The 14,443-nt window shown below is 35.6% G+C and carries 12 protein-coding genes; all 12 read left to right on the forward strand.

Annotation, left to right across the window (positions count from 1 at the left end; all coding sequences use genetic code 11):
* Positions 1–306: hypothetical protein (locus ACH0B5_RS06385; protein WP_406927593.1), on the forward strand; the 306-nt coding region annotated here is incomplete at its 5' end.
* A 66-nt stretch (positions 307–372) separates the two neighbouring features.
* Positions 373–564, forward strand: coding sequence for a gamma-type small acid-soluble spore protein (locus ACH0B5_RS06390; RefSeq protein WP_406927594.1), 192 nt, complete (start codon positions 373–375; stop codon positions 562–564).
* Positions 565–648: 84 nt separating this feature from the next.
* Positions 649–1,986 (forward strand): DUF2252 domain-containing protein, encoded by a 1,338-nt coding sequence (locus tag ACH0B5_RS06395; protein WP_406927595.1) that lies wholly within the window; start codon positions 649–651, stop codon positions 1,984–1,986.
* Positions 1,987–2,004: 18 nt separating this feature from the next.
* The gene (locus ACH0B5_RS06400; RefSeq protein ID WP_341362679.1) at positions 2,005–2,799 is read left to right on the forward strand and encodes an arginase; all 795 of its coding nucleotides are present in this window, start codon (positions 2,005–2,007) and stop codon (positions 2,797–2,799) included.
* Positions 2,800–2,856: 57 nt separating this feature from the next.
* The gene (locus ACH0B5_RS06405) at positions 2,857–3,096 is read left to right on the forward strand and encodes a hypothetical protein (protein ID WP_122971525.1); all 240 of its coding nucleotides are present in this window, start codon (positions 2,857–2,859) and stop codon (positions 3,094–3,096) included.
* Positions 3,097–3,273: 177 nt separating this feature from the next.
* On the forward strand, positions 3,274–4,422 hold the full coding sequence (locus tag ACH0B5_RS06410; RefSeq protein WP_406927596.1) for an acyl-CoA dehydrogenase family protein: 1,149 nt from the start codon (positions 3,274–3,276) through the stop codon (positions 4,420–4,422).
* Between the two features lie 52 nt (positions 4,423–4,474).
* Complete coding sequence (locus tag ACH0B5_RS06415) at positions 4,475–5,980, forward strand: class I adenylate-forming enzyme family protein (protein ID WP_406927597.1); 1,506 nt, start codon at positions 4,475–4,477, stop codon at positions 5,978–5,980.
* Positions 5,981–5,993: 13 nt separating this feature from the next.
* Positions 5,994–7,175: an acetyl-CoA C-acetyltransferase gene (locus tag ACH0B5_RS06420; RefSeq protein ID WP_341362675.1), complete on the forward strand. Its 1,182-nt coding sequence runs from the start codon at positions 5,994–5,996 to the stop codon at positions 7,173–7,175.
* Positions 7,176–7,407: 232 nt separating this feature from the next.
* Positions 7,408–8,628 carry a carboxylate--amine ligase gene (locus tag ACH0B5_RS06425; protein WP_122971528.1) on the forward strand — a complete coding sequence of 407 codons (1,221 nt, stop codon included), beginning with the start codon at positions 7,408–7,410 and terminating at the stop codon, positions 8,626–8,628.
* A complete protein-coding gene (gene cuyB, locus ACH0B5_RS06430; RefSeq protein ID WP_122971529.1) occupies positions 8,625–9,350 on the forward strand; it encodes a cysteate racemase in 726 nt (241 codons plus the stop codon). Before ACH0B5_RS06425 ends, cuyB begins: the two co-directional genes overlap by 4 nt.
* 237 nt (positions 9,351–9,587) lie before the next feature.
* The gene (gene essC, locus ACH0B5_RS06435) at positions 9,588–14,195 is read left to right on the forward strand and encodes a type VII secretion protein EssC (RefSeq protein WP_406927598.1); all 4,608 of its coding nucleotides are present in this window, start codon (positions 9,588–9,590) and stop codon (positions 14,193–14,195) included.
* Complete coding sequence (locus ACH0B5_RS06440; RefSeq protein WP_122971531.1) at positions 14,176–14,427, forward strand: ubiquitin family protein; 252 nt, start codon at positions 14,176–14,178, stop codon at positions 14,425–14,427. Before essC ends, ACH0B5_RS06440 begins: the two co-directional genes overlap by 20 nt.
* The last annotated feature ends 16 nt before the right edge of the window (positions 14,428–14,443 follow it).

Consider the following 14,443-nt stretch of genomic DNA (forward strand, 5'->3'; position numbering starts at 1 on the left):
GCAGGGAAACAATCTTTCGGTAACCCATCTATCGGGACAAACCCACAAAAAGTAAGAGAAGAAATCGCTCAAGAAGCGGGTCCATTTGCTTTCGGTAAAACAGGACAAGCTGGACAAGCAGGGAAACAATCTTTCGGTAACCCATCTATCGGGACAAACCCACAAAAAGTAAGAGAAGAAATCGCTCAAGAAGCAGGACCGTTTGCTCAATCAGGACCTTCTGCAAATCAAACAGTGACAGGTACTGATATCAATGAAGTAAAACGCCAAAACCAACAAGCAGAACAAGGTAAGAATAAGTTCTAGTTTGGAAAAACGCAAAACGCCTCTTTATGGGGCGTTTTTTATATCCTTTAGCGGGGTGATGGAAAGATGGATAACAATGGACATCGTTTTACTGTTGCTGGAACTGATATAGAAGAAGTAAAACGAAAAAATGCAGAAGCGGGTATGTCCTATAAAGAAGTGCTGCAATTGCTAGCTAAAACAGGTGGACATAACACGAAACAATACAGCACTACAAAGGTTGAGGAAGTTAAAAAGAAAATTCATCCATATAATTAGAGCCCATCTGGGTTCTTTTTTATTTTCATTCAATTGGTTTGAAATAATGGGTATAATTGTAATATGAGAAAAGGAGGGGTTGTTATGGAAGCGTTATTAAACCGTGTGAAAGACACAAGGGAAGTTTTACGAAAATTAGTTATTGATACAGTATTGAATGAATTTGATGGACACTGTATGGTATTGAGTGATGAGAAAAGAAAAATGAAGTATACAAAAATGATGGAAAGTCCTTTTCGTTTTTTTAGAGGCAGTGCTTATTTATTTTACTATGATATGTCAAAAATTCCGTTTTCCTTTCATACAAGTATTGATAAACCGACTTGGATTCAAGGTGACTTACATATGGAAAACTTTGGGGCTTTTCAAAACGAAAAAGGCGAGATTGTTTACGATGTGAATGACTTTGATGAAGGATACATAGGTTCCTATTTATATGATCTTATACGTATATCTGTAAGCATTGCATTATCTTGTGAAGCTCAAGGACTCTCTAATCATGAGCAACAAAGACAAATAAAAGCATATATTGATGCCTATTACCATCAATTGAAACGGTTTAAAAAAGGAAAGGATGATCCGTTTAGTTTAACCTTTACTGAACAAAATACAAAGGGTCCTGTAAAAAAGGTTTTAAAAAAGCTGGGGAAAAGACAACGAGACCATTTGTTAAAAGATATTACCTACATTAACAATGAGGGGAAACGAGTATTTTCTTGGTCAGAAGAAATTGAGCCGGTTTCCTTTGAAGAAAGTACGATGCTTAAAACGTTAACGGAGAACTACTTCCATTCGTTAGATATAGAAGATAAAAAAGATTTTTCCTTTTATACAATAAAAGATATTGCGAGAAAACATGGCACAGGTACAGCTTCTATTGGGTTAGATCGATATTACATTTTAATTGAAGGGGAAAAGGATGCAAACGGAGTGGATGATTTAGTACTTGAAGTAAAAGAAGTACGCACCCCAATACCAGCTTACTTTCTACCTTATCGCGAAAAATTTTGGAAAAAATACGACCATCAAGGGAAACGGGTTGTGGCAACTCAAAAGGCAATGCACCATTTAGAAGATCCTTATCTTGGTTATTTAACAATTGACGGACGGGAGTTTTACGTGCGGGAACGTTCACCTTATAAAAAGAAAGTGAAAATAACTTCCCTTTTAACGTCAGAGGATTTTGAAGCAACTGTCCAAATTATGGGGAAAGTGACCGCTAAAATTCATGCTCGGGCAGATGTTAATACGGAAAACGAACTGTTCAACCATGAAAGTGAAGAAGAAATTTTAAATGCAATTGGTCAAGACTTTGAAACGTTTTGCAATCAAATTATTTTTGTCTCAATGGCCTATAAAGAACAAGTCAATCAAGATTATGATCTTTTTTGCACGTGGGTTTCTGAGAAATGGAACGATTAAATAAGGTTGTTCTATCATTTGAAATTAAAATTTTTAAAAATTAAGATTGATATAGTAAGCCCATATGATTATATGAGCTTACTATTCGATATTGATTTTGAGGTGATAGAATTGACAAATAGCTTATTATCCATTGATTGGGACTATTTTATTTCCACAAAAAATCAAAACATTGTATCATTCGTTGAAAATAAACGAACCATATTAGATGATTGGTATAAACGATATTTACAGGCGAAAAGTAAGGGTATCAATTTACAAAAATTATACCAACTTTCTGAAGAGACGAAGACTTTTTGGCGCAAAATTAAAAAAGTATTTCATTATGATGGTGACACTCCTGTTTTTGTATCGGATTCCCATGCCTTATCCTACGATCTTGTTAAAATGTATCAATGTGACGAAGTATTTCTTTTCGATGCCCACTCTGATTTAGGGTATGGCGGATTATCCTCTTTAAAATTTGATGTCAATTGTGCTAATTGGTTAGGGAAACTATTACATGAAGATGTAATTGAACAGGCGAACATCGTTTATAGCCCTTACACTTTAGAAAAACCATCATTTTTTAAAGAAATCAACCGTTTATATAATGTAAACTATTTAAAATTTAATGATATTCAAGGAAAAATAAAAATACGTGCTATCCATATTTGTCGATCGGGAGCATGGAGTCCACCTTGGTTCGATTCAACATTCATTGAATTCATAAATAGTTTAGGTTTACGATACGAAATAAAGGATTGCCCTGCTCGAAATTGGAACCCGAATAATATTAGCTTTTCCGAGCAGTTAACCTATTTAATGGCTTAATCCTTTGGAATAATTTATCGATACTCACACACACTAAGTAAAAAGGAGTGGGTATTCATGAATAAAGAAAGAGATTCCTTTCCCGAATCGAAAAAGGTGTTTGAAGATTTACCTATAACAGATAAACCGGATATGGTCGATTCAGAGAATATTAGCCTTTTTGATTTACATGAAGATATGCAAACTGTAGACGCAATTCCAGTACAAGAATTAAATAAACGTGTAAAAACAGAAGATGATGAATTAATTACTGAAGTTTTTAGAAAAGAATCTCCCGATGAGAAAAAACATAGTTAATAGAAGGTGCTGCCTAAGTTAAAGGTGGCACTTTTTCTTTTATATTCTACTTTATGCCTCGATATTCTTGAAAAAATATAAATAAATTCTATGTCCTTATATTGAATAGTTCATAGGGCATTGTTAAAATTTAATTATATTTTCAGAAAAATCCAACAACTGATAGGGGAGATAGAGATGTCAGGGGATTTCTTTTCAGAAGAACATAATATGTTCCGGCGAACCTTGAGAAAAATGTTAGAAAAAGAAGCTTATCCATATTTCGAGGAATGGGAACGTAAGAGGGAAGTACCGAGAGCCTTTTGGTCAAAGTTAGGGGAACAGGGATATTTATGTCCGATGGTAAGTGAAACGTATAGTGGATTAGGCCTTGATTTTGGTTATTCTATGATTTTAGCAGAAGAGTTAGAACGGGTAGGAGCAGGGCTTGCTAGTGGCATTGTCCTCCATTCAGATATCGTCATTCCGTATATTGAACAATACGGAACGGAGGAACAAAAGAAAAGGTGGCTACCAAAAAGTATAACAGGAGAGTTCATTTCTGCTATTGCGATGACTGAGCCAGGAGCAGGCTCTGATTTAGCAGGTATTCAAACGACGGCTTATCGGGAAGGAGATTTTTATATATTAAATGGCGAAAAAACATTTATTACAAATGGAATTAATGCTGATTTCGTCGTCGTTGTTTGCAAAACGAATCCAAACGTTAATCCATCTCACAGAGGGATTAGTTTAATCGTTGTAGAAAAAGACACGCCTGGATTTAAACGGGGAAAAAAGTTAAACAAGATCGGAATGCATTCATCAGATACAGGTGAACTTATTTTCGAAGATGCAAAAGTCCCTGCTGAAAACTTGCTCGGGGAAGAAGGAAAAGGGTTTTACTATTTAATGGACAAATTACAACAGGAACGTCTGCTAGTAGCCATCGAAGTGCAAGTGGAAGCAGAGGAAATGTTCCGCATTACGAAGGAATATGTCAAATCTCGAAAGGCCTTTAACCGTTCAATTGCCGATTTTCAAAATACACAATTTAAATTAGCGGAAATGGCTACGGAAATTGATATTGGACGGAACTACATTCATACATTAGTAGCAAAACATATCGCAGGAGAAAAATTAGTAAAGGAAGTTTCAATGGCGAAATGGTGGATCAGTGAAATGGCAAAAAAAGTTGCTGCCGAATGTCTTCAACTTCATGGGGGGTATGGTTATATGGAAGAATATGAGATTGCTAGACGATTTAGAGATATTCCAGTAGCAGCGATTTATGCTGGGACGACAGAAATTATGAAGGGGATTATTGCAAAGGAAATATTGAAGTAACAAAAGTATGGATTAGGGGATATTCGGTTGTTCACAAATGATAACAGGGGGAATGGGAATGTTTATTACGGAGGTATTAGCACAACATGCGATGGATAGGCCAGATGCATCGGCAATTGAATTTGAAGGGAATCGATGGACATATCGGGAGCTATTAAATAATGCGCAGAAAATAGCGGGTTACATGCAACAGCAAGGATATAAAAAAGGAGACATCGTTGCGCAATTTATGCTTAATTCGGACTTGTTTATGGCTGTTTATTATGGGGTACAGCTTGCAGGATTGACAATTATGCCAATTAATACAAAGCTTGCACCTCCTGAAGTAGAATATATTTTTATGCATTCAGAAGCAAAGGTACTTATTTTTGATGAAAAAATGGAAGAGACAATTAAAGATTCTACTTATAACTTTAAAGAAAAAATCAATTTATCCAAAATACGTGAAATAATTCAAGCTGACTCTGTTCAATATGAGCCTGTTTCATTACAAGGAAATGATACTTCAGTCGTTATGTATACGTCGGGTACGACTGGGAAGCCAAAAGGAGTCATGCTTTCCCATCAGAATGTTTATGAAACAGCAGCTATTTGGTCTGAATCGATGAACATGACAAAAGATGATCGGATGTATATTTGTACCCCTCTTTTCCATTGTGCAGGAAGTCATGTATTTGCTGTACCAACAATGTTTAAAGGTGGTGCAGTGGTAATTGAAGAAGCCTTTTCACCAAGTCGTACATTGAAAAAGTTAGTTGAAACAGAGGCTACTATTTTCTTTGGTGTTCCAGCGATGTACACGATTTTATTAAATATGCCAGAGTTAACAAATTATCATTTTGAACATTTACGATTGTTTTGCTATGGAGCAGCGCCGATGCCCTATGAGCTAGTAAAACGGTTAAAAGACACTTTCCCTCTAGTGAAAGTTCAAAATTTATATGGACAAACGGAAAATTCGCCAGCCGCTTCATCATTAACAGATGAATATGCATTAGAGAAAATTGGTTCTGTTGGCAAACCGTTAACCCGTACACAAATTAAAATTGTGGATTCTTTTGGAGAAGAAGTGGCAGTAGGTGAGGTAGGAGAAATTTGTGTAAAAGGTCCCCAAGTGATGAAAGGTTACCTTCATAATCCGGAAGAGACATCGAATACGATTAAAAATGATTGGCTTTATTCGGGTGATTTAGGTCGTTTCGATGAGGAAGGTTTTTTATATATTGTCGACCGAAAGAAAGATATGATCATTCGCGGTGGTGAAAATATTTACCCAATCGAAGTGGAGGAAGTATTATATCAAATTCCACAAGTTTTAGAGGCGGCCATTGTTGGTGTACCCCACGAAGTATATGGGGAAGTACCGAAAGCGTTTGTTGTATTGAAAGAGGGTCACACCGTTTCTGAAGAAGAAATCGTAACATACTGTAGTACACAGCTGGCAAAATATAAAGTGCCGATTGAAGTTGAATTTTTAGATCAATTACCTCGTAATGCATCGGGGAAAGTATTGAAACATACGTTAAGACCGCAACAAAGTAAAGCAACTCATTTATAAGGGAGGGAAATAGATGGAAAATGTTTATATAGTAGATGGTGCACGTACTGCTTTTACATCCTTTGGCGGTTCCTTTTCTAAAGTAGATGCAGTGGAACTTGGCACATCCACTGCAGTAGAAGCATTGAAAAGATCCAATGTTCGACCGGAACAAATCGACCATGTCATCTATGGGAGTGTCATTGCATCCAATGTAAATGCCTCCTACTTAGCACGGCATATAGGGTTAAAAGCAGGTGTTCCAAAGGAAGTTCCTGCATTAACGTTAAACCGTTTATGTGGTTCAGGGATGCAATCGATTGTGACAGCAGCTCAACATATTTTATTAGAGGAAGGGAATATTATCCTTGCTGGTGGAACTGAAAACATGTCCCAATCTCCTTATGCGAATTTTGAGCAACGATTCAATGGATCAAAAATGGGGAACTTACAATTTGTTGATATGCTACAAGCTACATTAACGGATCAATATACTGGATCAGGTATGGGGATGACTGCAGAAAAACTAGCTGAAATGTATAACATATCTCGTGAAGAACAAGATGAATTTGCCCTTCTATCGCATAAAAGAGCATCCCGTGCGCGGGAATCGGGCTATTTTAAAGAAGAAATCGTACCTTTCACTGTCCAGTTAAAGAAAAGTGAAATTTCCATTGAAATCGATGAACATATAAAAGACAACACAAATATAGAAAGCTTATCGACCCTTCGCCCTGCATTTAAAAAGGATGGAACAGTTACTGCTGGTAATTCGTCAGGTATAAATGATGGTGCGGCATCTATTGTAGTTGCAAGTGGAAAAGCTATAAAAGAAAATGACCTACAACCTATAGCACGTATTGTTTCTTGGGGAGTTGCGGGAGTTGATCCTTCCATTATGGGGATTGGTCCAGTCCCTGCAATAAAACTGGCTCTACAACGGGCTAACTTAGCGCTACATGATATAGATTTAGTCGAAGTAAACGAAGCCTTTGCAGCCCAGTACTTAGCTGTAGAAAAAGAACTCGGATTAAATCGCGACATAACAAACGTAAACGGTGGCGCTTTAGCATTAGGACATCCAGTTGGAGCGAGTGGTACACGAATCATTTTAGCCGCAGCTTATGAACTCAAACGACGTGGAGGGAAGTATGCTGTTGCTAGTCTTTGTATTGGCGGCGGACAAGGAATTGCGTTAGTGATTGAAGCGGTATAATCGTTTGAAGTGCTAGTGAAAAAACGACTAGCACTTTTATTAATGGGAAAATTTACGGGAAAGGCAATTTTAGTTACGTATCCTTATTAACATATTTCTAAAATGTGATAAACTATTTTTTATACTGACATGACTGTAAAATTTACCGTTTCTCAGTAAGTCAAATTTCATTCAATTACATCGATCAATTTTATTTTTAACTACTAAAACAACTAAAGTGAGCTGAAACATAATGGAACAACCATTTTTACCAATATTATTAGGTTCTGACATGAACGCTTATGGCATGGCGCGAGCATTTTACGAGGCTTATGGATTAAAGCCACTCGTATTAGGGCGCTCCCATTTAACAGCGACCCAAGATAGTCGCATTTTAAACTTTCAACAAATTGATAAATTAAATGAACAGGATGTATTTGTTCCTGCCCTTGAAAAAGTAGCAAAGCAATTTCCTGATAAGAAATTGTTATTACTCGCTTGTGGCGATGATTATGCGAAGTTAATTATTAAAAATAAGCCAGAACTTGAAAAATATTTCACGGTGCCATATATAGATGAATCGTTAATGGATCAAATTTTATTAAAAGAAAACTTTTATAAAATGTGTGAAAAATATGATTTTAAATATCCTGGTACAACAACGGTTACTGCTGATAACTATGAAAACTTCACGCCACCTTTTGAATATCCAATTATTTTAAAGGCATCCAACTCAGTAGCTTATTGGGCATGTAAATTCCCAGGGAAAAAGAAAGTGTTTGTGGCAAATAATGAAGAAGAAAAAACGGCTATTTTAAAAGCAATTTACAGTTCTTCTTATCAAGATACAATGATTGTACAAGAATTCATTCCTGGTGATGATTCTTATATGCGTGTATTAAATGCGTATGTTGGAAAAGACGGCAAAGTTAAATTAATGTGCCTTGGAAATCCAATTTTGGAAGAGCACTCACCTGAAGGAATCGGTAGTTATGCGGCAATCATTACTACGTTCGATGAAAAATTAATGGACAAAGTTCGTTTCTTTTTAGAAGATATCGGGTACACAGGTTTTGCTAACTTCGATATGAAATATGACGTGCGTGACGGTGAGTACAAGCTATTTGAAATTAATTTGCGTAACGGACGCTCAAGTTATTTTGTTACAGCAGCTGGCTATAACTTAATGAAATATGTTGCAGATGATTATATGTTAAACATTAAGCAAGAGTTAACATATGCGGACAACAAACATTTATGGATGATTATTCCAAAAGGCGTATTATTTAAATACGCTTCCAATGAAAAGATGAAAATTGAAGCAAAAAGTTTAATTCGCCAAGGAAAATGGACAAACTCATTGTTTTATAAAGAAGACATGAATCCGAAACGTTGGGTTAAACTAACGTTAAATAATTTAAATTATTTCCGTAAATATAAAAAATACTTTAACAAAAAAGGTTTGGAAGAATGAGAAAAACATTAGGTATTATTGGTGGTGTCGGACCGTTAGCAACTATGTTTATAGGCGAAATGATTGTTCGCCGTACGAAGGCATCAAAAGATCAAGAACATGTCCATACTATTATCGATAATGATACTTCGATTCCAGATCGTACAGCATATATTTTAGATCAAACAAAGGATAATCCAGTTCCTTATTTAATAAACGATGCTAAAAAGCTTGCTAATGCTGGAGCAGATTTAATTTGTATTCCTTGTAATACAGCCCATAGTTTTTATGATGAATTGCAGATGGCTTCCCCCGTCCCGGTATTACATATGATACGCGAGACGGCGAAAAGAGCTGCAACGTTAGGAGCAAAACGAGTTGGGATTTTAGCCACAGATGGCACATTAACATCAGGTGTTTATCAAAGGGCTTTAATGGAACAGCATATTGAACCTGTTATTCCAAATGGCATGATTCAGCAGCAAGTCATGTCAGTTATATATGACTATGTGAAGGCAGGCAAAGAAGTTTCGATTTCCCAATGGCAAGTAATCGAGCAAGCAATGCTTCAAATGAACTGCGATAAAATCATATTAGGTTGTACAGAGCTATCAATAGTAAATAAAGAACTAAAGCTAAGTAATCGTTACATTGATTCTCTTATTGTCCTTGCGGAAAGTGCCATCGTTGCATGTGGGTATGAATTAGCACACCCTAATGTTCCGTTAAAATTGAACGTATAAACTAGAAATATTTGGATGTAATAGTGAGTATTTACCTGTATATAAAAGGTAAATGCTCATTTTTTTTATAGTTAAATGGTCCTTCTTTGAATTAATAATTGGTAGGTAAGGGTCATTTACCTTTAATAGGAAATAGTAGATAATGGGTTTTGAAATAAATACCAAAAAAATGAGTAATAATTGGTAAAAAAACTTATTTTTCAGTAATATAAAACTTTTTCAGGAGGTTAAATAAAAGTGATCGTCACATTGCTAAGTAAAAAGAGTATTTCTTCTACTATTTTGCCTGAAAAAGTTACAGGTCAATATTGGATATATGATAATGCAAATACGAAAGAACTAATCAGTATAGAAGCATCTTCTAAACAAGAATGGATATTAAAATCAAATAAAAACTATTCCATTTTAGATTCAAAAGGCAGCCGAATTAAAAATACGATTTTAAGCCCTTTAAGTATTTACAATCTAAGTGTCAAAGACGACACAGATAAAACTTTCATTTTTACTGAACCAAATACATTAGACCGTCAAGAGTTCACGAAATTATTAGTGGATCGTGACATGGAAATTACATTTGGTCGTTCTGAACAAAATGACTTTGTGTTAGATAATCGTTTTGTATCCGGGTCACATTTCAAACTCAGCTTGCATAAGGATCAGTGGCGTATTAAGGATTTAAATAGTACGAATGGTACGTATGTAAACGGGGAACGGGTTTCAGAAAAAGATTTAAACTTTGGCGACTTAATATACGTAATGGGTTTTAAAATTATTGTAGGAAGTTGTTTTATTGCTTGTAATAATCCAGATGGAAGCTTACATATTAAATCTCCTTTATTACAGCGCTTTGAGCCGCAAGAGATAGAGGAAATCAATGAAGATGAAGAAGAAATTGAAAACATAGAACCTGATTATTTTTATCGTTCTCCCCGATTTAAACGGGACATTGAAAAACCTGTGTTTAAAGTAGATTCTCCTCCTCCAAATGCAATTGGTGAAGAAATGCCGATTATGCTTGTCATCGGACCATCCGTAACGATGGGGATGGCTTCTATGGCTACTGCCCTTTTCGCCATTAATAATGCGATGGCTAACGGTAATATAGCAGCTGCCACTCCGGCAATTATCATGTCCTGTAGTATGTTAATCGGTACGATTTTATGGCCAATTCTTTCCAAAAAGTATGATGCAAAACGGAGACGGAAAAAAGAAAAGAAACGCCAAGAAAAATATAAAAAGTATTTGGATCATTTTGCCGCAATTTTTAAAGATGAATGTGATCGACAGTCGGCCATATTACATGAAAATATTGTAACGGTGGACGATTGTATTGGCCGGATTGAAAATAGAGGACGTAATTTATGGGAGCGGGATTTTGGACAAGATGACTTCTTAAAATTAAGAGTTGGATTAGGCCAAGAAGAGTTAAATGCAGAAATTAAATTTGCAGAGAAAAAGTTCTCAATCGAAGATGATAATTTACAAGAAGAATTATATACATTATGTGAAGAACCAAAGATATTAGAAAATGTTCCAAAAACCATTTCATTATATGAAGATCGCTTTGCGGGTGTTATCGGCGAGCGGGAAAAAAGTATCGAATTTGCGAAAGGGCTCATTTTCCAACTATCAGCTTTATATAGTTATGATGAGCTGAAAATGGTGTTCGTTTACGATAAAGATGAAGAAGAAATATTTAAATTTACAAAATGGCTTCCCCACGTTTGGAATAACGAGCGTTCTTTCCGTTTTATCGCTTGTGATAAAAATGAAATGAAAGAACTATCTGCTTATTTAGAGAAGGAAATCGAATCTCGTAAACAAGCGAACGATTCAGAAATCGAAGAAGTTAAACCTTATTACGTCATTTTCTCTATGAGTAAAGAACTTGCCAAACGTGGTGAAATGTTCAAACAGCTATTTGGAGAGAAAAAACAATTAATGATGAGTGTCGTAACGTTCTACGATGAGTTAAAACATTTACCAAAGGAATGTACAAAAGTAGTCGAACTGAAAAATAATAAAGGTTATTTATTCGATAAAAATGATATTTCGGGAAAAATTGTAGAATTCGAACCGGATATTGACGTAAAGGCAGATGCTGAAAAATTAAGTATCCAATTAGCGAATATTCCCTTAGATATTTCCGATGGAAGATTTAATTTACCGAAAGTTATTACATTCCTCGAATTATTCGGTGTTGGAAAGGTAGAACATTTGAATTCCTTAACTCGCTGGAAAGAAAATGACCCGACAAAATCTTTACAAGCTGAAATCGGGGTAGACACTTTAGGCGAAACATTTATGTTGGATTTACACGAGAAATTCCATGGTCCCCATGGTTTAGTTGCTGGGATGACCGGTTCAGGTAAGAGTGAATTTATAATTTCGTATATATTATCTCTTGCTGTGAATTACCATCCAAATGAAGTGGCCTTTATTTTAATCGATTATAAAGGCGGCGGTATGGCAAAATCCTTCGAAAACTTACCTCATACAGCAGGTATTATAACGAACTTAGATGGGGCAGCTATTAAACGGTCCCTCGTATCGATTGAAAGTGAATTAAAAAGACGCCAAGCGATATTTGCACAAGCAAGTAAACAAGTTGGTGAGAGCAATATCGATATTTATAAATATCAACGTCTATATCGTGAAGGTGTCGTAAATGAACCATTACAACATTTATTCATTATTTCAGATGAATTTGCTGAGTTAAAAACCCAACAGCCTGAGTTTATGGCGCAACTTGTCAGTGCGGCACGTATCGGTCGTAGTTTAGGGGTGCATTTAATATTAGCAACCCAAAAGCCAAGTGGAATCGTGGATGATCAAATTTGGAGTAATAGTAGATTCCGTGTCAGCCTGAAAGTTCAAGATAAAGCAGATAGTATGGATATGCTGAAACGTCCGGAAGCTGCCGAATTGAAAGATACAGGTCGATTCTACTTACAAGTAGGGTATAATGAGCTGTTTGAATTGGGTCAATCTGCTTGGGCGGGAGCTCCGTATTATCCATCTGACAAAATTGTAGTTGAAAAGGACAATAGTATCGTCGTAATTGATCGCAACGGAAGACCATTACGAGAAGGAAAATACGATAAGAAGAAAGCGTTAAATAGCAATCCGAAAAAACAATTAGACGTCATTACCCAATATTTAAATAAAATTGCTGATGAAGAAAATATTAAAATTCGTCAATTATGGTTAGAGCCAATTCCAAGCATGATTTTATTAGATGCTTTAATGGAAAAGTATCCTCAACCAAAAACTTCAATTGCATTAAATCCGCTTATTGGGGAATACGATGATCCTGAAAATCAAAAGCAAGATGTATTGCGCCTTCCTTTAACCCAGGAAGGAAATGTAGTCGTATATGGTGCTGCAGGTAGTGGGAAAACAACGTTTATAAATACGATGGTTACATCGTTAATGAAGGAGCATACGCCAGACGAAGTCAATATTTATTTATTAGATTTTGCTTCTGAAACTTTACGTGCTTTTGAATCGGCACCACATGTTGGAGATGTTATTTACGCCCATGAAGGAGAAAAAGTAAGTAATTTATTCCGCATGTTGAAATTAGAAGTCTCGAATCGTAAAAAAATGTTTGCTGACTATGGTGGAGATCAAGCTTCCTATATTCGTCTAACAGGCAATAAGGTTCCTTCCATCGTTGTAGCAATTAATAACTTCTCTGCCTTCACAGAATTATTTGAAGAGAAGGAAGAGGCGGTTGCCTATTTATCCCGTGAAGGAATGAAATATGGTATTTACTTTGTTCTTACGGCTTTAAGTGCAAACTCTGTAAGGTTCCGATTGTTACAAAACTTTAAGCAACAAATCGCTTTACAGTTAAATGATGAAAATGACTACACAATGATTGTAGGGAAAACGGGTGGATTAGTTCCATCGAAACATAAAGGACGCGGATTAATTAAATTAGATAAAGTGTATGAGTTCCAAGTGGCGCATATAACGGAAGAGAATATTCCTTATCCATTTATCGTCAATATGTGTAATGAAGCTCAAAAGGCATGGGGCAAACCGGGAGCAAAACGTATCCCGATTTTACCGAAGAATGTGGATATCGAATTTTTATCTAATTATATTTCAGCTGAAAATACATTAAATCTGCCAGTGGGTGTTGAAAAATCATCATTAAATGTAACCCACTATCCATTTAATAAATTTTATATTAACCTTGTTCTTTCAAATGGAGAAGGTTCAAATATATTTGGAAAAGAGCTGGCCCAATTTATCGGTCAAAAAACAACTCTTCCAATTGAAGTAATAGATTTCAAGCGTGAATTAGAGGTAATGGATTCGCCTCATATTATACGCCACGAATCTTTAGAAGCTTGCAAACAAGCGATCAATGAATTATTTAGTTTAGTCTTATACCGTAATAATACGTATAAAGACGCCTTAGAATCTGGAACAGAGATTGAACCATTTGAACAAAGGGTTTATATGATTCAATCTGTTACGGCATTAAAATCCCAGTTAACGGGTGAAGATGCTAAAAAACTAGAGCTTATCCTTGAAAAAGGTAATGTTAAATATAATATTACGATTATTTTAGTAGAACAATCGAAAAACTTATCAAGCATAACGTTTGAACAATGGTTTAAACAAAATGTCAGCTTAACGGATGCCATTTGGGTTGGTTCGGGCATTACCGATCAATTTAAATTGGAAATTAAAAATGTAAATGCCGAAATGCGTGCTGATATTGATATGACAGATGAGTTTGGATATGTTGTACGAAATGGGAAAGCGACAAAAGTGAAATTGTTAAATCCGATAAAGGAGGAAGAATTTGATGAACAAAGTGTTAGTTGAAATCTTTCTACCTGCATCGAATAGAAGCTTTGATGTGTATCTACCTTTGGAAAGTCGATTAAGTGAAGTGCTACCTGTTGTGAGTGCTTTAATCACTGATTTATCTGGAGGAACATTTAAAGCAAACAATGAAACCATTTTATGTGATTTTGAAACAAGCATTATTTTCAATATTAACATGACAGTTTCAGAGCTCGGTATTCAAAACGGCTCGAAACTAATGTTGATATAAATTTATTATGAATTGA

Source organism: Ureibacillus sp. 179-F W5.1 NHS (assembly GCF_045369345.1).
Taxonomy (GTDB): Bacteria; Bacillota; Bacilli; order Bacillales_A; family Planococcaceae; genus Ureibacillus; species Ureibacillus halotolerans.

Coding starts and splice junctions, on each gene's coding strand:
- ACH0B5_RS06390 (WP_406927594.1), top strand. CDS start 373: ATGGATAACAATGGACATCGTTTTACTGTTGCTGGAACTGATATAGAA.
- ACH0B5_RS06395 (WP_406927595.1), top strand. CDS start 649: ATGGAAGCGTTATTAAACCGTGTGAAAGACACAAGGGAAGTTTTACGA.
- ACH0B5_RS06405 (WP_122971525.1), top strand. CDS start 2,857: ATGAATAAAGAAAGAGATTCCTTTCCCGAATCGAAAAAGGTGTTTGAA.
- ACH0B5_RS06410 (WP_406927596.1), top strand. CDS start 3,274: ATGTCAGGGGATTTCTTTTCAGAAGAACATAATATGTTCCGGCGAACC.
- ACH0B5_RS06415 (WP_406927597.1), top strand. CDS start 4,475: ATGGGAATGTTTATTACGGAGGTATTAGCACAACATGCGATGGATAGG.
- ACH0B5_RS06420 (WP_341362675.1), top strand. CDS start 5,994: ATGGAAAATGTTTATATAGTAGATGGTGCACGTACTGCTTTTACATCC.
- ACH0B5_RS06425 (WP_122971528.1), top strand. CDS start 7,408: ATGGAACAACCATTTTTACCAATATTATTAGGTTCTGACATGAACGCT.
- cuyB (WP_122971529.1), top strand. CDS start 8,625: ATGAGAAAAACATTAGGTATTATTGGTGGTGTCGGACCGTTAGCAACT.
- ACH0B5_RS06440 (WP_122971531.1), top strand. CDS start 14,176: ATGAACAAAGTGTTAGTTGAAATCTTTCTACCTGCATCGAATAGAAGC.